The following is a 16,777-nucleotide window of genomic DNA, read 5'->3' as shown; positions in this document are numbered from 1 at the left end:
TTTTTTTTTATGTTAGTTTAAACTGATATACTATTTTTCCTACTTGTTTTGCAGGAGCCTTATCATTGGCTTGCCATTTGGTTTGTAAAGCAGCAATCTTTGCTTGCTCTAGTAAACAGCTAGCGGTATTAGTTGTTCCTTTTACACCAGCTCTAGCTTCTACTGTATTTCCTGCTTGATCCACCCAAACTTCAACAACTACTGTTCCTATTTCGTTACATGTGTATTTAGGAATCGCTTTGACTGTTGCGCTTCGTCCATCAAGAGAATAATTGACTCCGTCACCTCTACCATCTCCATGGCCATTTCCTACTCCACCGCCAGATCCACTTCCGATACCGGATCCTGTTCCACTTCCTACACCGCTTCCGCTTCCTGTACCATTTCCAGTCCCTGTACCATAATATCCACCATTAGTCGATAAGCCTCCTTTTCCAGAACCTGTCGTTCCACCACCTCCAGAACCGCTTCCACCATTCATAAAGCTACTAATTGCATCTTTTGTTGTGTTAGAAACATCTGGTTTAGCTGGTGTAGCCGCTTTTTTCTCTGTTGCTTCTGTTTTCTTTTCGGTCGTTTTTTTAGCTACATTCTCCAATGGTTTTTCAACAACGGGTTTCGCCTTTTTCGTTTCGTCCTTTTTATTTACAACAACCGTAGTTTCCTCTCCTTTTTCATACGCCAACACCTTATTTTCTTCTACCGGTTCTGCTTTTGCAATTTGTTGTTCTTCCTGTACAACCTCAACAGGTTTAGATGAAGTTGTCAAATGATCTCCAGGCGTTCCCTCTAGCGAGATAGCAACACCATCTCCACCACCTCCGCCTCCACCAAAACTGGTATACGACGTGTGACTATCCATAAATTTGATAAAAAATAAAAGAAGGAAAAACAATAGGGTAATTCCCAAGGTTATAACGATTGACGTTTTTTCCTCTTTTGTATATTTTACATTCATATCAGTTACTCGATGCTATTAATTCATTCATTTGTTCTAACAAATGTACTTATTTTTTTGATTCTACTCTTTTTCTTCACTTCTTTTTAAGAAGTTACCACTCTACTTCCTTTTTCTTCGTCTTTCACAATGGACAAAGACAACGGAATTCGCTCTTGTAATTCATCCACATGGGAAATGATTCCAACGATGCGATTCTCTTTATGCAGGCTGCTCAACGTTTCAAAAACAATATTAACCGATTCTGTATCTTGTGTTCCAAAACCTTCATCAATAAAGAAAAAGTTCTTATTGGATTTAGATAAACTCTGTACACTTTCGGCTAATGCTAAAGCCAAAGATAGGGATACTTGAAAACTTTGTCCCCCCGATAAGGTCTTCACACTACGTGCCTTTCCGTTATTTAAATAATCAATAATTTCAAAATCGTTATTTTCATTCAATTGCAAACTCAACTGATTATTTGTTAAACGATGAAAACGTTGGTTCGCTATATCACAAAGGTTACTCAGGTAAATACTCGATACATAGTTGACAAATCCCGCGCCTTTAAACATATTATCCAATAGATTGATATTTTTCAATCGCTTTTCCACTTGATCAAACTCTTGTAATAGTGCCCCTTTCTCTTTGTACTCTTGTTCCAATCGTTCAATCTCTCCCGCTAGTTTTGCCACCAACGTTGTATGCTCTTTCACTTGTTGTTCTAAGGTCGCTACAACTGTGGTTTGATTTTGAAAACGCACAGGGTCAAAAGCAAGCGATTCTAATTTAGCTGCTAATTGCTTCACTTGGTTGCGCAATACTTCTAACTTTAATATAAACGCTTGAATCATGGTTCTTCTTGCCTGTATGTCTATATTTTTAGCGAGAATTTGTTCTACTGCTGCCACCTCTTCTAAATGAAACGCTTGAAGTAATTGATGGATTTGCCTTTCTATCCCTTCTACTGTTTTGGTCAACTCTTCTATTGCCTGTTGACTGTTCTTCTGTTCCGTTTCCAAAGAAGCTAAAACAGGTGTTACATGTTGTAGTTGTTGTGTCAATGAGCGATAACTTGTTTCTACGCTTGCAATCTCTTCTTCTTTACTTTGAATCTCTTGGGCAATCTTTTCTTTCTCTTGTGCTAGTATTTCGTTGAGGTTCAACAATTGAATTTGCTTCGCTTTGGCTTCAATCTCTGCTTCCATTCTCGCCTGATCTAATTCGATCGCAGCTAATTTCGCCGTATATAAATCTACATTCGCTCGAGTACTTTCTGCCTTTTTTATTCCTTGTTGTTGTTGATTTTCCAACTGTTCAAGTATTCCGTTCACTCGAATTGCTTCTTGTTTGACTTGCTCTAATTGAGCTTTATTGCCTTTTTCAATTTCAGTCCAAACAAAAGTCATTTCCAATTGCTGTAATTGGCTCTGTTTTTCTCCTATTTGTTGGTTGACTTCTTGTTCTTGAACCATCAAAAGATGTCGTTTATCCACCAAGGCTTGTACTTCTCTTTCTCTTTGGTTTAGCTCCAGCGCTTCTTGTCGAAGTTTCTCTTGTTTACGTTCTAATTCGGCAATTAAACTCGATACATCTTCGCTCGTTAAAATTGTAGGATGTTCCAAAGCTCCACATAAAGGACAGGCTTCTCCTTCTTTTAAAGCAGTTGCATAATGCGCCAACTGTTGAGACACACGCAATTGATCCAATTCTTGAGTAAGCAGCATTTGAATTCCTTGACTGAGCTCTCTTTGTTTAGCCAAGTTTATATGCCATTCTTCTTCCGTGGTGAAATCCAGCTTTTCCAAGGCACTACTCAGCTGTTGAATTTCTCCTAGTACTTGTGTCTTTTTGGTTTGTAGTTCTTTGTTATTTTGCTGTACATACGCCCAATCCGTAAACCATTTATCCAAAGCCATCAAACGCATGGCATCCATTCGATTGGCTTTTAAACGTTGTATTTGTTGCTCAATTCCTACAATCGCCTGTTGAATATCTTGTAGTTCTTTTTTGGTTTGCACCACAACTTCATTACCCTTTTTCAAGCGCTCACCTAAGGCTTTTTGAGATTCTTCCGTTAGTTTAATACTTTGAATTAATTGCAATTCTCGGAGTCTTGCCTTTTCTTGCTCAATCGTTGCATATTGTTTTTCAACAGCTACCAATGCTCCAGCGATTTGTGTGTGCTGTGTTTTCTTTTCTTGAAAAACCTTGATTTGCTCTACTAAAACAGCTTGTTTCTCAACTAACTTCGCTTTGTTTTGTTGTTGTTCTTTTAATACGGAGCGAAAGGCCTTATCTACTTGTTCATATTGTTCTAATTCCTTTTGTTGTGCCTGAATTTGAACTTCTTGCGCTTCTAATGTTTCTAATTCTTTTTTACTGATTTCGAACGTTTCGAAATCACTTTTCACTGCTTTCAATTGCTGAAAGAGCTCTTGTTCTTTTTTAAACGTTGCCGTTAGCTCTGTTAATTGTACTTCTTCCGCTTTATGTTGCGTTTTTTTCTCTTCAATCTGTTCTACTGTAAGCAAAGCAAAACGCTGCAGCTGACCTTGTAAATGGTCATAGCGCTGACGAGTTGTACTATATAAAGCTTTGGTCTTTCCCGTTAAATCAAAACGATCCAAACCAAAGATTTCTTGCATCATCTTGGTTCTATCTTTTCCTCCTAATTCAATAAACTCTTTGAATTTTCCTTGCGGAATAATGATGGTGCGTTTGAAGTTTTCATAACTCAATCCAATTACCCCTTCCATATTTAAATCGGGTAGCGGAATCCACTGCTCTTCTTTCCACTGATACAAGACTGCATCTCCTCGTTTTACATCATCAAAACGCTTAGAATTACGTCTGAACTCTCTGTATATACGGTATTTTTCTTCTTTAAAATTCAGAAACTCAAAATCAATACTCATGCGGTCTGATTTTAAGTTCATCATATTATAAGCTCGATTATCACGAGCATTTAATCGTTCACTTTCACCATATAATCCAAATGATATGGCTTCTAAAATAGAAGATTTACCTGATCCTACTTTTCCAAATATCCCGAATAAACCAGCTTGAATTAACTGCGTAAAATCAATGACTTGTTTTTCTTGATAGGAATAAAAACCTTCTAGCGTTAATTTAATGGGTATCATGGTTCTTCTTAATTTATAATTTCATTGAACAAATCCATGATTTCATCATTGGGTTCTTGTCCATTGTTTTTTTGTTTAAAATAATCGGCAAAAAGTCCTTGAATATCTTGCTCTAGGTTGACTTGCTTTCTTTTATTCTCCTCAGATTGATTGGCTAAATTCACAACAGGAATAATGGTAATAATTCCATCGTGTGCTTGGTGAATTCGCTTGATATCATCTGCTTGTAAGAAGGTATCGCTCACTAAGGTTAGCTCGACCAAATGTGTTGGATTTTGTTGCAACCATTCGACTGCTTCATCTACAGCATAACATTTTTTTCTCGTCAATGGACGTCCTTTGACAAGAGGAATTTTCTTATAAGTTGCCGGTTGATTAGGTTCTACCTCAACTAGCATAGTGTATTTTTCTTGTCCTGCTTCGCTAAAACTATAGCACAACGGACTTCCAGCATAGACAACTGGGCGATCAGCTTCACCTATTTGATGGGCTCGATGCAAATGTCCCAAAGCGGTATATTGAATCTGCGTTGGAATACTATCGCTATAAATCAGATCTGCATTTCCAATTTTTAATGGTTTTTCTCCATCAGGTTCCTCCAGTTCTTCTCCTCCTTTTTTCATCATGTACAAATGAGAAATTAAGAGGTTAACACCTGCTGTATCACAGTACTCCGAAGCTAAGGTTTGCCAATTACTCCCCAACACTTCATTTAGAGCCGTTGTCTTATCTGCTACATTCAACGCTTTTTTCAATCGCACCTCATTGGCATAAGGTGTGTGTATGATGCGAATCGGAAAAGGGAGATGTGCTAACTTAAGCTCCACAAAACCTTCTACGGACTGTGTTAATGTAAAAGCATCATTTTCTTCTACGGGTTGAACAACGGTATTGGGCAATCCAACCAAAAGAATTCCACAAGCACGTGCTAAAGGATCTGGTGCATCGATTCGCTCGGGGCTATCGTGATTTCCGGCAATAGCCAAAACAGGACGCTGCCCATTACGCGTTAAACGGCGAAGGGTTTTATAAAATAAATCTTCTGCTTCGATAGGTGGGTTAAACGTATCAAATAAATCACCTGCAATCAAGATAATATCTGCTTCTTGTTCATCTGCTACTTGACAGATTTCATCCAATACTTCTTTTTGTTCTTCGATTCTTGAGAAATTATCCAACCGTTTGCCTAAATGCCAATCTGCCGTATGTAATAGCTTAACTTTCATGCTTCCCTTTTGTTTACTTCTCAAAGATAAAAGTTATATCGGGGAATCGCTAGTGTTTTTAGTTATCAGTTCTGAAGGGAAAATTTGGTTGAGACAAAACATACAATAAAACGGATAAATAACGCTTTCTTAATGTTAAATAGCTAATTTCGTGCAAAAATTAAAACGATGAAAAAGATTGCACCTTTCCTACTTGCCTTGATACTAGTTGTGTCTTGTAAAAATAAAAACGCCCTAGACCCCGTAGCTCTTGCAGTTGCCTATGATGAGATTAATATTGTTTATGACAAGATAAACAGTGCTTTCATGAATAAAGACGGAACCTCTTTATACGACAATTTAGATCAAGAGTCTATTGAATATTATGAAGGAATATTAACTGCTGTTAAAACAAAAAACATAGAAGGAACTTTAGTCGATCAAATGAATATCGCCAATGGTTTGTTATTGCTAAGTGATGAGGATTTACTGACTATGGATACGAAAAAGTTTGTTGAAATCTTATTTTTAAACTCAGCAGTGGATGATAAAAAGATAGAGGTACTTTCTAGTGCTGTACTTTCTAATTTAGAAATTGAAGAAAACACAGCTACAGGAACTATTTTTGGTTTACAACCCGCTCATTTTTTTAAAGAAAAAGGGCAGTGGAAATACAGTTTGCTTGACTCAAGAATATTATCAGAAACGGTACTAAGAGAGGCACAAGAAGCCAACAACATGACAAATAAAGAATTTTTGATTATGCTGTTATCAACAAGTGAATTTACGCAAAATCCCAACATCAAACGCGATTTTACAGAGGTTTTTAACCTGATACAGGAAGAAAGACAAATACTTGGAGATAAAGCCTAACTAAAACATACCGACTCCTGTCAAAACAAAAACCGTTGTCTTAAACAAATTCATATTGTAAGACAACGGTTTTTTTACTTTTGTTTGACTCATCAAACTTATGCTATAGTACGTTGAGTTTGACTAGTCGTCTTCGTATATTTTTATAATTTCTACTTGCTCTCCATTCTCCCATAGGGATTCAATCATCAAGGTTCCGGTTGCATGATACTCTTTGACAATACCCTCTTTTTTTCCCTTAATAAAATTAGCTTCAGTACTTAAATTGCCATTATTATAGTAGTCTTTATACAAACCTTCTTTTACCCCCTCTTCCCAGTTGACTTCTTTTCGTATTTTTCCATTGTCAAAATACCCAATAAAAAAAACTTGTTTCTTTCCCTTTATAAAAAGGCCTTCCTCATAAAGTTGTCCATTTTCAAAAAATACTTGGTGCCATCCATCTTCCTTTCCTTCTTTAAATGGGGTTTCAACAGCTAAATCTCCATTTGGGTGATATTCTCTAAAAACGCCAATTTGCAATCCCTCACTCCAATGGGATTGTTTTCTCACTTGCCCATCTTCATAATAAACAAAAGCTTCCCCCTCTTTCTTTCCGTCGTTAAATTTCACTTCTTCCTCTATTTGTCCATTTTCATGATAGGAGATAAAAAAACGATCGAGTTTTCCTTCTTGCAAATAGGCTTCTTCTTTTAAAAGGCCGTTTTCATCATATCGTTTGACAATCCCCGTATAAGGAGTTTGTTGATTCAGTTCGAAATACACTCCAGCTCTAGACTCGAGTTGATTGAAATTAATTTCTCTTTCTTTACAGCTAAGTAAGAAAAATACGACTGCTACAATAACTAAAATTCTTTTCATACTTGTTTAGGTCAGTTGGCATTTTAGAGTTGATTTCATTGGATTTGTATCTAAAAAAATAGGCTGATGAATCATCAGCCTTCTATTTTTTATGCAAAAAGAATTCATTCACATTAAATTTCACATCCATCAGGACCACAAGCCTTCGCATCTTGATCCCCTTTCATTTCGAATTTAGGTTGGCTTTCTTCGTAAGCTTGTGTTAATGCTTCTGCAAACGTATCAATAGGTTGTGCACCTGAAATACCGTATTTGCGATCTACAACGAAGAATGGCACTCCTGAAATTCCCAACGCTTGTGCTTCTTCAATATCGTTTTTCACTTCTTGCGTTTGCTCGTCACTTTGCAATAAAGCAACTACTTCTTCTTTATTTAAACCAATACTCGTTGCTAAATCTGTCAATACTTCAAGGTCCCCTACATTTTTACCTGCTGTAAAATGGGCGAAAAACAACGCTTCTTCCATTTCATTTCCTTTCCCGTGACTTTGTGCCAAGTGAATCAAGCGATGTGCTCTAAACGTGTTTACTGGAATAGCAATATCTTGTCTGAACTCAATTCCTACTGCAGCCCCCGATTGATCTAAATGATGCATCATCCCTTCGATTTGCTCTTTCGGCATTCCTTTTCTCTTCACTAAATAATCAAGGGTTGATTCTGAAGCCCCTTCTACAGGTAACGTAGGATCCAATTGAAAACTCTTCCACTCTACTTCTATTTTATCTTTAAAAGGCAATTGTGCTAAGGCATTTTCAAAATGTTTCTTTCCTACATAACAAAAAGGACACATCACATCTGACCATATTTCTACTTTCATCTCTATACTTTTTTAAATTAATACAAGGGAATTTTGAAGCGCCCTATTCTTCAAAGATACGATTTAAGTAGGACTTACCCCTACACATTTAACAGATACTAAAGGGTTCTTGCAATCAATTCTCCTATAATAAAAGAATTACCTTACAAATTGCCCTCATTTAATTTAACACAGTCAATTGTTGTTAACATTTTTTTAATAATTTTATCCAACCAAAAATAACTGCAAATTATGAAACACCTGTACCTATTTCTTCTGTTTATTCTAACCGCTATTTTATCCCATGCACAAATAAGAAAACAAGTTCTTTTTATTGGGAATAGCTATACGTATACAGGAGATATCCCCAAATTAATTAAAGACATGGCTGAATCTACAGGAGATATTTTGGACTATCAAGAACACACTCCTGGCGGTTCTACTTTTCAAGATCACATGTACAATGAAGCTGTAACAGCCAAAATCAACAGTAAAGCTTGGGACCATGTAGTTTTACAAGAACAGAGTTTACGCCCTGCTCTGGGAAGTAACTACAGTGCACCTTATGCACTTATACTAAATGACCGCATTAAAAACTCCTCTCCTTGTGCGAAAACTTTGTTTTACATGACTTGGGGGCGCGAGAATGGAGAAGAAAACTTGTGCAACCAAGGGATGGCCCAGATGTGTACCTATGAAATCATGGATGATAAAATCTATGAAACTTATATGGCTATGGCCTTGGAAAATAAAGCAGAAGTTTCTCCAGTAGGACGAGTATGGCGAAAAGTACGTGAACAATATCCAACGTACAAACTGTACAGCAGAGATGAATCACATCCGTCTTTACTAGGTTCTATGGTTGCTGCTTATACCTTTTACACAGTACTCTTTAAAAAAGATCCGACACTACTTACCTACAATACTGGAATAACTGCAGAACAAGCCCGTAATATCAAACGCATTGTAAAAGAGGTTGTCTATGATGATTTTGAAAAATGGTATATTGGTGTACACTACAACAAATCAGGGTTTACCTATGAAATCGTAGATGCTCCAAGTGTGCAGTTCACCAATACGACACCCAATGTACAACAAATTAGCTGGGACTTTGGAGATGATACTACTTCAACAGAACTCAATCCGTTACACCGCTACCAACAATTAGGTGAATTCACTGTAACCTTAACAGTAACCAGCTGTAAAGAAACCTATACGGTAAAAGACAAGGTAAATATTGAAACGTTAAGTACCACTTCTTTTGAAGAGCGAAATTTTGCTGTTTACCCCAATCCAACTAGCGATTATCTCTTTGTTCAACTGGAATCTGAAGCCTCTTTTACTGTTTTTGATCTAGCAGGAAAAAAACAAACGAGTCCCGTAACCCAACAGAATGGATTATATCAAATTGATGTGCATCATTTGCCAAAAGGGACTTATTTGCTGTATATCAAAACCTCGAAAACGCAAGAACAATTTAAATTTATAAGAAAATAATCAAGTTATTTAAGGTGAAAAAATAAATCTTTCAATTATTTTGTCTAGATTTACCCCTGTGTATAAATTAATTATTAATTCACCTTATACATTTTTTATACAACATCTATGTATTACCAACCCATCAACTTTATAGATTAAAAAAAGGAAGCGTATCAGCTTCCTTTTTATATCTATTTTTTTCTTTATTTCACCCAGGTATCTCTTCCGGCAATAATACCAGAAATTAGAAGTGTAGCTGACATGATTAATAAAAATAGCAGCGAATACATCCAGTCTTTGGATAAGTCAAATAATGCGCCAAAAATAGGAGGTCCACAAGCAGCAATTAGATAACCGAAAGATTGTGCCATTCCCGATAATTCTGCCGATTGTACTGTACTTCTAGTGCGTAAGACAAAGAGCAACATCGACAAGCTAAAGGCTAAACCACTCGCTAATCCTATCAGGACACACCACAAGATGATATATTCTGTACGGAAGATTAAAATTCCGCTAATTCCCACCATAAACAACACTCCAACGACAAGTGCTAACAGTTTTTGATTGTTCATTTTACTTGCGATAATCGCTCCAATAAACGTCATGGGTAATTGTGCAAATTGTACATAAGATAAAATCCATCCTGAATCCTCAACCGACATCCCCCAAGTTTGCATTACTTTCGGTAACCAGGCAGCTAAACAGTAAAACAAGAGTGATTGTACTCCCATAAACACCGTAACCGCCCAAGCTAATCCTGATTTATAGAGATTCACTGTTTGCTCTTCAACTGCAAAATTTCCTTTGATTGGATCTACTTTCTTTTTCTTGACTTGTGGAATCCATACAAAAATCGTCACCAAAGAAAGAACCAACCAAATACCGATAGATCCTTTCCATCCCATTGTGGTATACGATCCTAAACTGATACTAAATCCAGCGGCTAAAGCTGCTGTTAGATTCATGGCAACGGAATAAATTCCCATCATACTTCCTACTTTATGAGGAAAATTATTTTTAATAAAGGCTGGCATTAGCACATTTCCTACTGTAATAGCAGTTCCAACTAAAGCAGCACCTAAAAAAAGAGAAACAATATTTCCCAACGGGCGGATAAACAAACCAATGCTCAACAACACTAAAGAAATTAGCAGAACCAATTCCATTCCGTATTTTCGAGAAAACTTAGGAACAATACCCGATAAAAAAGCAAAAGCCATCAAGGGAATAGTAGTTACTAAACCAGCTGTGGTATTAGACAAAGCTAGGGATTTACTTATTTCACCAATAACAGGCCCTACAGAAGTTAGCGGAGCACGAAGATTAGACGCAATAAATATAACCCCTAGCAGCATCAAGATTTCTTTCGTTTTTGAAACTTTCTCGATCTCTTTATCAATTGAATTACTCATATTAATTTTGTGCGTTTGTTTTACAAGAGCAAAATTAAACGGAATTAAATGATTATATTCGCCATATATCATAACTAAAACGACAAGCATGTATGGACCTGAATTAGTCGATCAAATCAAAAAAAACGGATTTGTTTGGCATGCAGAAAACTGGAAACACAACAATGAATTTCATCAGCATCACAAAGCACAGCTTGTTTTTGTTGAGTCGGGTTATCAATACTTGCATACCACAAACAATCAATTCTTGTTACCCCAAAATCACGCTGCTTGGATTCCTTCAGATCTACCCCATAAAACCACGTCCGCTTCGGAGTCTGTTTCGTTGCGAACGCTCTATTTTAATACCGATGGAATGCCTCCTTTTTACGATGATCTGTATTTATTTTCTGTTCCTGCTGTATTGCGCGAGATGATTATGTATACCGAGAAATGGTCGTTGAATATGGAATACCGTCAAAGTGAGCAAACGTTTTTACTGGCTATTTTAGAAGAACTTCCTTCTTTTATACAAGAATCTATCCCTTTGATTACACCAGTACCTAAATCGACTAATTTACTCGCCGTAACGGCTTATATCCATCAAGCCTACGGCAAGCCAATTGCTATTGAAGATTTAGCGGCCAAAGGTTTTGTGAGCATCCGTACCTTAGAACGTCAATTTAAAAAAGAAACTGGTATTAGTTTAGCGAAATACATTCAAATGGTTCGCATGATTAAATCACTAGAACTCCTGAGTGAGGGAAACCTCAACATTGGTGAGATTGCCTTTCGCGTTGGGTATAGTAGTGCCCAATCCTATAGCAATGTTTTTACCAAATTATTAGGTAAACGCCCGAGTGAATATTTTGAATCAGGACTGAAATAAAGCACATAAAAAAAGCCAACTCCGTGGAGTTGGCTTTTTGCGTATGTTTTAGTTTACTGCAGGCAAGAAATTGTATTCTTTTGCGTAGTATAACATTTGCTCTTCAAACGTTTTAGGTTGTTTAATTACGTAATCTGTAACTTCACCTTTATCATTTGTAACAGGCACAATATAAGGATTTACAAATCCTCTATATGGAGCTGAATTATATTTTGCATTGCGCTCTAATACTTCTTTATGAATCGCTTGATCCACTTTCACTCCATAGTTTTCTACTAATTGTTTCGCAGCATTGTAATCTCCTTCAGATTTAATGCGTTGCGTTTCTTTTAGTAATTCACCGAATAAAGCGTGTAGTTTTTCATAATCCGTAATATTGAAATACGTTTTTCCGTCGCGCACCACTTTTTCAATTACATTGTCTTTCTTTCCTTTTTCGAAAACCCATGCACTCACCCATTGGCGGTTTCTCATGTGTGCTTCTTCGATATCAGCTCCTGGCTCTAAACGCACTAATTGCGTCATTAATCCATTGCGGATATACCCATCATAAGCAGCCATTCCCACAGCTTTCCAATCGTCTACTAATCCTATTTCTTGTAATTTAGGGTTGTATAAATAGAATAACCCTACTAAGTCAGCACGTCCTTCTTCTAAAGTAGAAGCATAACTTTTTAGTGTTTCTTTTGGTTGACCAATACCTGGGTTAATTTGCCCTGAAGCATGTCCGATTACTTCGTGTAAAGCCGTATGTAATTTATCAGCTAACTCACCGTATTGTTCTTCTAATTTTACTTCTTCCTCATCATGTGCAAACTCTTTTAGTTTACCTGATCCACCTGCGTGGTTATATGAGTCGATGATATTTCCTAAAGAGATTGATTTAGAACCATGTTCTGCTCTAATCCAATCTGCGTTTGGCAAGTTCACTCCAATTGGCGTAGAAGGTGATGAATCTCCAGATTCTGAAGCTACGATAACCGTTTTATACGTCACTCCAGTCACATTTTTCTTTTTGTGTTCTGGCATTAATGGAGAATTATCCTCAAACCATTGTGCTTCTTTAGATAAAACTTCCATTTTCTTAGACATATCGAAGTCTTTGATTTGCACTACACTTTCATACGAAGCTTTGTGTCCTAATGGATCGTTGTATACTTCAATAAATCCATTGTTATAATCAATATTTCCATCTGTTGCTCCAACCCATGCAACGTTGTAATCGTCCCATGTTTTTAAGTCACCTGTTTGGTAGTATTTGATTAATAATTTTAATGCATCTGCTTGTTTTTGGTTTTCAGCAACCGTTACTGCTTTTTCTAACCAGTAAATGATTTTGTCAATCGCTTGACCGTACATTCCACCGCTTTTCCAAACTTTTTCAACTAGTTTTCCGTTTTCTTTTACAACTTTCGAGTTTAATCCTGTTGAAAGTGGACGTAAAGGATCTGGGCTTTTCATTGCATTGTAAAAAGCTTCTACTTCTGCTTCTGTAATTCCGTCTCCATAGAAGTTAACAGCTGATCCTTCTACTAAGCCTTTAGCTAAGTCTAAGTTTACTTTTTTATTGTCAACATCATTGAATAAAATAGCCACAATACCAGCATCTAAGTTTGTTTTAGTTGCTTCTAACAATGTATTGAAATACGCTTCTGTAAAAGCTGGTTTGATTTTATCATTAGAATAATGGTGGTGAATACCGTTAGAGAACCACACTCTTTTTACATAGACTACAAAGTTTTTCCAGTCTTCTGTTTCTTTATCCCCCGCATAGTTTACATAAATGCTTTCTAGTGCTTGACGGATTGCTAAGTTGTGTTTGTAGTTTTGGTCCCAAATAATATCGCGTCCAGCATATCCTGCTTGACTCAAATAGTACACCAATTCTTTTTCTTTTAATGTCAAATCTTCCCAACCAGGAATTTGATATCTCAATACTTCAATATCAGCAAATTGATCTACACTATATTCAAAATTTTCAACTGCTCCCACCGTTTGTTCTCCTTCTTTCTCTTTGTTTTTTCCACATGATAATGCCATTGCCGAAGCCAATACAATACATGCCATTGTGTTTAATTTCATAATTAATGCTTTAATCGTCTTTCAACAAATATATAAAATATGGTTATACCCTCCGTATTTTATTATCCTCAAAAAAACTAATTCTATTTTTTTCCTTTTATTTTTTTAAATAATCATCAGTAAAATGCGTGTCAGCATTTGGATTATTAAATTTTTCTTGGTTGTAATCTTTGGATTTATTTCGGGGAATAGACAGGGATTGCCAAGCTTCATTTTTGATGAGTTTTCCAATAAATACAATTTGGCCAATATGATAAGGATAATGAGCCAGTTGACGGTATAATGCTTCTCCGACGGTATGATCTTGGTTTCTGATTTTCACCACTGCTTCTACATTTTCTGCAGTAATCGAATCTAGAACGGTAAACAAAATGGTCCAGCTTTTATCCCAATTCGTGATTAACTCATGTCTATTATAAACGCCTGTTGCAAATTCACCATCGCGATCTCTCCATTCTTTTTCCCCATCTTCTGTGAAAAAATTTGTAAAACGGGAGGCTAAATTTCCAGTTATATGACGCATCAACATAGCAATAGAATTACTTTCTTCATTGTATTGCCAATTCAATTCTTCTTGAGAAAGGAGTAATATCGTTTTGTCGGCTAACGTACGATAATACTCAAATTGTTTGCGAATGCCTTGTACTTCTTGTATAGTCATGCTTTATTAGGTTTTGTTCTTTCTAAATGTACTTCATTTTATAAAAATATCCATCGATTTACTCAAAAAAATGACCTCTTTTATACCAACGCCAGTCAGCAATTTAAACGCGATAATCATCCTTTTACTTTTCTTTTTTCCTTACAAATAAAAATTTGGCACAATAGTTGTATTTCTATTAGAAACTTTTTTTCATACTACTTTTGCCCTATACGCCCCCCAAATTTCGTATAGGGCATTTTTTTATGTTTCTTTTCATTCGTGCTATTATATCCGTGGTACAACTAGTCAAAATAAAGAGCAACACGAACGAATAATTTCATTCAGAAATACCGAACTTTGTAAGAAACACCCATTCAAATGATACTACTAGAACTAGAGCGAACATTTTTTCGCCTATTAGACTCAGCAGATAAAGAGGCTTTATTTGAGATTTACTCTGATAAAGATGCCATGCAATATAGAACAACTCCTCCCTTTGAAACGCGAGATGAAATTGATACCTACTTAGAACAAGTCGAACAAGAAAATCTGAGCGGAAAAAAATTTCGTTGTGCCTTTGTACACACCGAAACGAATCAATTAATGGGAACTGCTGTTTATACCCTACTTGATGCAACCTCTGTCGAAATTGGTTTTTCTATTGGTCGAGCGTTTTGGAAAGGAGGATATGGAACAGAAGGAACCTGGGGATTAATCGAGCTTATTAAACAAAGAGAACCGCAGATTCAACGAATCGTAGGGATTGCTCAAACAGCTAATGAAAAATCAGTACGCATGATGGAACGCATGAACTTTACTTTTGTCAAAGAAGAGGGAAATAAGAGTTATTTTGAATTTCTGCTGTAGGAAAAGGATGAGGCGGTGAAATCGGAACGCAGTGCAGATTCATCGAATACGCAAACAAATATAAACCTATGAGATAGATTGGTGAGATTAGCGAGATTAGCGAGACGTTAAGTAACGGATGCGGCCCCTCCTTCGTCGGGGTGACATACTGATCGTGGATTATGGGACGGAGAGTGGGTTAGATGATAAGCAAACCTCACAACCTATTATGGATTCGGAGGATGCGACCCCTCCTTCGTCGGGGTGACATACTGGATGCGGATTACGAGATGATGATGATTGATTCTTCTTTAATCGATAAATCTCACAAAGAGCAAACCTCACAAAGCACAAACCTCTAAACCGTCAATCAAAATAATTGCCCATCCCGATTTATTCCAATAAATTTGCAGCAATTGAATTCAACTATGTCTTTACTCTCCCGTTCCGTACACCCCATATACAACCTGCAATTCATGTTGGTTTGTTTAAGTTCTTTGTTATTTTCTGCTAGTTTTAATATGTTAATCCCTGAATTACCTGATTATTTATCAAGTTTAGGTGGAGCAGAATACAAAGGTTTAATCATTGGATTGTTTACGATTACAGCGGGAATTTCAAGACCTTTCAGCGGAAAATTGACGGATAAAATTGGTCGAGTACCCATTATGGCTATTGGATCCATTGTTTGTTTTGTCTGTAGCTTGCTTTATCCTATTTTGACTACCGTTTCTGGTTTTTTGTTTTTGCGATTACTACACGGTTTTTCAACGGGATTTAAACCCACAGCCACTGCAGCATATGTAGCTGATATCGTTCCAAAAGAACGCTGGGGTGAGGCCTTGGGATTACACGGCATTTGCTTCAGTACAGGTATGGCCATTGGTCCTGCAATTGGAAGTACCATCAAGATTTATACTTCGATGAACTTCTTGTTTTATACTTCTGCTTTATTTGCGCTCTTGTCTATCCTCATCTTACTCAACATGAAGGAGACATTAAAGGTTAAAGAAAAATTTTCTTTTTCACTCTTTAAAATTTCCCGTAAAGATTTATTTGATTTCAATGTTTTACCAGCTGCTTTAGTGACCTTTCTATCCTATATTGCTTATGGGGTAATCCTGACTTTAATTCCAGATTGGACGGGGCACTTAGGATTGGAAAACAAAGGAATCTTCTTTATGATTTTCACGATATCCTCTCTATTGGTACGTTTCTTTGCAGGGAAGGTATCTGATCAATATGGGCGCGTACTCATCATTAATATCGGATTGGTTTTATTGCTTATTTCACTCCTCATCATTGCTTTCTTCCAAACTGTTAATGGTTTGTATTTAGGTGCTTTCATGTATGGTATTGCCTTGGGGATTTTATCTCCAGCTTTAAATGCTTGGACGATTGATTTCAGTACACCTGATCAAAGAGGAAGAGCTGTTTCTACTATGTATATCGCCTTAGAAGCGGGAATTGGTGGTGGTGCCTTTGCTGCAGGTTGGTACTACAAAGATCATCTTGAGCACATTCCAACTATCATGTATATCAGTTCAGCTATTATTATACTGAGTTTATGCTATATGTTTTCTAGAAAATTCAAAACAAACTAAGGGGGGCTTTTTGTGAGGTTT

13 protein-coding genes are annotated in these 16,777 nt (G+C 36.6%); 5 read left to right on the top strand and 8 right to left on the bottom strand.

Annotation, left to right across the window (positions count from 1 at the left end):
• Positions 1-7 precede the first annotated feature (7 nt).
• The 3 genes from ACUTSE_RS02015 to ACUTSE_RS02005 all read right to left on the bottom strand — a co-directional run bounded on the left by ACUTSE_RS02015 (position 8) and on the right by ACUTSE_RS02005 (position 5,312).
• Complete coding sequence (locus ACUTSE_RS02015; protein WP_236594061.1) at positions 8-862, bottom strand: energy transducer TonB; 855 nt, start codon at positions 860-862, stop codon at positions 8-10.
• A gap of 182 nt (positions 863-1,044) precedes the next feature.
• Positions 1,045-4,086 carry an AAA family ATPase gene (locus ACUTSE_RS02010; RefSeq protein WP_445639029.1) on the bottom strand — a complete coding sequence of 1,014 codons (3,042 nt, stop codon included), beginning with the start codon at positions 4,084-4,086 and terminating at the stop codon, positions 1,045-1,047.
• Between the two features lie 8 nt (positions 4,087-4,094).
• Positions 4,095-5,312, bottom strand: a complete 1,218-nt coding sequence (locus ACUTSE_RS02005) for a metallophosphoesterase family protein (protein WP_445639028.1) — start codon at positions 5,310-5,312, stop codon at positions 4,095-4,097.
• Positions 5,313-5,480: 168 nt separating this feature from the next.
• On the opposite strand from ACUTSE_RS02005, the gene ACUTSE_RS02000 reads away from it, so the two are divergent.
• A complete protein-coding gene (locus ACUTSE_RS02000) occupies positions 5,481-6,164 on the top strand; it encodes a hypothetical protein (protein ID WP_445639027.1) in 684 nt (227 codons plus the stop codon).
• A gap of 123 nt (positions 6,165-6,287) precedes the next feature.
• Here the strand turns inward: ACUTSE_RS02000 and ACUTSE_RS01995 are convergent, their stop codons facing one another.
• Together ACUTSE_RS01995 and ACUTSE_RS01990 are read right to left on the bottom strand one after the other, a co-directional pair.
• Positions 6,288-7,025 carry a toxin-antitoxin system YwqK family antitoxin gene (locus ACUTSE_RS01995; protein WP_445639026.1) on the bottom strand — a complete coding sequence of 246 codons (738 nt, stop codon included), beginning with the start codon at positions 7,023-7,025 and terminating at the stop codon, positions 6,288-6,290.
• 113 nt (positions 7,026-7,138) lie between these two features.
• The gene (locus ACUTSE_RS01990; protein ID WP_445639025.1) at positions 7,139-7,843 is read right to left on the bottom strand and encodes a DsbA family oxidoreductase; all 705 of its coding nucleotides are present in this window, start codon (positions 7,841-7,843) and stop codon (positions 7,139-7,141) included.
• A gap of 231 nt (positions 7,844-8,074) precedes the next feature.
• Between ACUTSE_RS01990 and ACUTSE_RS01985 the strand changes: the two genes are divergently transcribed.
• Positions 8,075-9,319 (top strand): T9SS type A sorting domain-containing protein, encoded by a 1,245-nt coding sequence (locus ACUTSE_RS01985; RefSeq protein ID WP_445639024.1) that lies wholly within the window; start codon positions 8,075-8,077, stop codon positions 9,317-9,319.
• Between the two features lie 185 nt (positions 9,320-9,504).
• Here ACUTSE_RS01985 and ACUTSE_RS01980 read toward each other — a convergent pair whose 3' ends face one another.
• Entirely contained in the window at positions 9,505-10,713 is a 1,209-nt protein-coding gene (locus ACUTSE_RS01980) for a CynX/NimT family MFS transporter (protein WP_002990339.1), read from the bottom strand.
• 88 nt (positions 10,714-10,801) lie between these two features.
• On the opposite strand from ACUTSE_RS01980, the gene ACUTSE_RS01975 reads away from it, so the two are divergent.
• The gene (locus ACUTSE_RS01975) at positions 10,802-11,581 is read left to right on the top strand and encodes an AraC family transcriptional regulator (protein WP_445639023.1); all 780 of its coding nucleotides are present in this window, start codon (positions 10,802-10,804) and stop codon (positions 11,579-11,581) included.
• A 48-nt stretch (positions 11,582-11,629) separates the two neighbouring features.
• Here ACUTSE_RS01975 and ACUTSE_RS01970 read toward each other — a convergent pair whose 3' ends face one another.
• Entirely contained in the window at positions 11,630-13,663 is a 2,034-nt protein-coding gene (locus tag ACUTSE_RS01970; protein WP_445639022.1) for a dipeptidyl-peptidase 3 family protein, read from the bottom strand.
• 97 nt (positions 13,664-13,760) lie between these two features.
• A complete protein-coding gene (locus tag ACUTSE_RS01965; protein ID WP_002990334.1) occupies positions 13,761-14,324 on the bottom strand; it encodes a DUF1572 family protein in 564 nt (187 codons plus the stop codon).
• A 360-nt stretch (positions 14,325-14,684) separates the two neighbouring features.
• On the opposite strand from ACUTSE_RS01965, the gene ACUTSE_RS01960 reads away from it, so the two are divergent.
• Positions 14,685-15,173 (top strand): GNAT family N-acetyltransferase, encoded by a 489-nt coding sequence (locus tag ACUTSE_RS01960; protein ID WP_445639021.1) that lies wholly within the window; start codon positions 14,685-14,687, stop codon positions 15,171-15,173.
• 407 nt (positions 15,174-15,580) lie between these two features.
• The gene (locus tag ACUTSE_RS01955; protein WP_445639020.1) at positions 15,581-16,756 is read left to right on the top strand and encodes an MFS transporter; all 1,176 of its coding nucleotides are present in this window, start codon (positions 15,581-15,583) and stop codon (positions 16,754-16,756) included.
• Positions 16,757-16,777: the final 21 nt, after the last annotated feature.

Source organism: Myroides sp. TSA_177.3, from assembly GCF_052691955.1.
This window is presented reverse-complemented; position numbering and strand designations above follow the sequence as displayed.

Excerpts from the sequence above, each read along its gene's own strand:
- ACUTSE_RS02015 (WP_236594061.1), bottom strand. The coding sequence starts at position 862 with ATGGATAGTCACACGTCGTATACCAGTTTTGGTGGAGGCGGAGGTGGT.
- ACUTSE_RS02010 (WP_445639029.1), bottom strand. The coding sequence starts at position 4,086 with ATGATACCCATTAAATTAACGCTAGAAGGTTTTTATTCCTATCAAGAA.
- ACUTSE_RS02005 (WP_445639028.1), bottom strand. The coding sequence starts at position 5,312 with ATGAAAGTTAAGCTATTACATACGGCAGATTGGCATTTAGGCAAACGG.
- ACUTSE_RS02000 (WP_445639027.1), top strand. The coding sequence starts at position 5,481 with ATGAAAAAGATTGCACCTTTCCTACTTGCCTTGATACTAGTTGTGTCT.
- ACUTSE_RS01995 (WP_445639026.1), bottom strand. The coding sequence starts at position 7,025 with ATGAAAAGAATTTTAGTTATTGTAGCAGTCGTATTTTTCTTACTTAGC.
- ACUTSE_RS01990 (WP_445639025.1), bottom strand. The coding sequence starts at position 7,843 with ATGAAAGTAGAAATATGGTCAGATGTGATGTGTCCTTTTTGTTATGTA.
- ACUTSE_RS01985 (WP_445639024.1), top strand. The coding sequence starts at position 8,075 with ATGAAACACCTGTACCTATTTCTTCTGTTTATTCTAACCGCTATTTTA.
- ACUTSE_RS01980 (WP_002990339.1), bottom strand. The coding sequence starts at position 10,713 with ATGAGTAATTCAATTGATAAAGAGATCGAGAAAGTTTCAAAAACGAAA.
- ACUTSE_RS01975 (WP_445639023.1), top strand. The coding sequence starts at position 10,802 with ATGTATGGACCTGAATTAGTCGATCAAATCAAAAAAAACGGATTTGTT.
- ACUTSE_RS01970 (WP_445639022.1), bottom strand. The coding sequence starts at position 13,663 with ATGAAATTAAACACAATGGCATGTATTGTATTGGCTTCGGCAATGGCA.
- ACUTSE_RS01965 (WP_002990334.1), bottom strand. The coding sequence starts at position 14,324 with ATGACTATACAAGAAGTACAAGGCATTCGCAAACAATTTGAGTATTAT.
- ACUTSE_RS01960 (WP_445639021.1), top strand. The coding sequence starts at position 14,685 with ATGATACTACTAGAACTAGAGCGAACATTTTTTCGCCTATTAGACTCA.
- ACUTSE_RS01955 (WP_445639020.1), top strand. The coding sequence starts at position 15,581 with ATGTCTTTACTCTCCCGTTCCGTACACCCCATATACAACCTGCAATTC.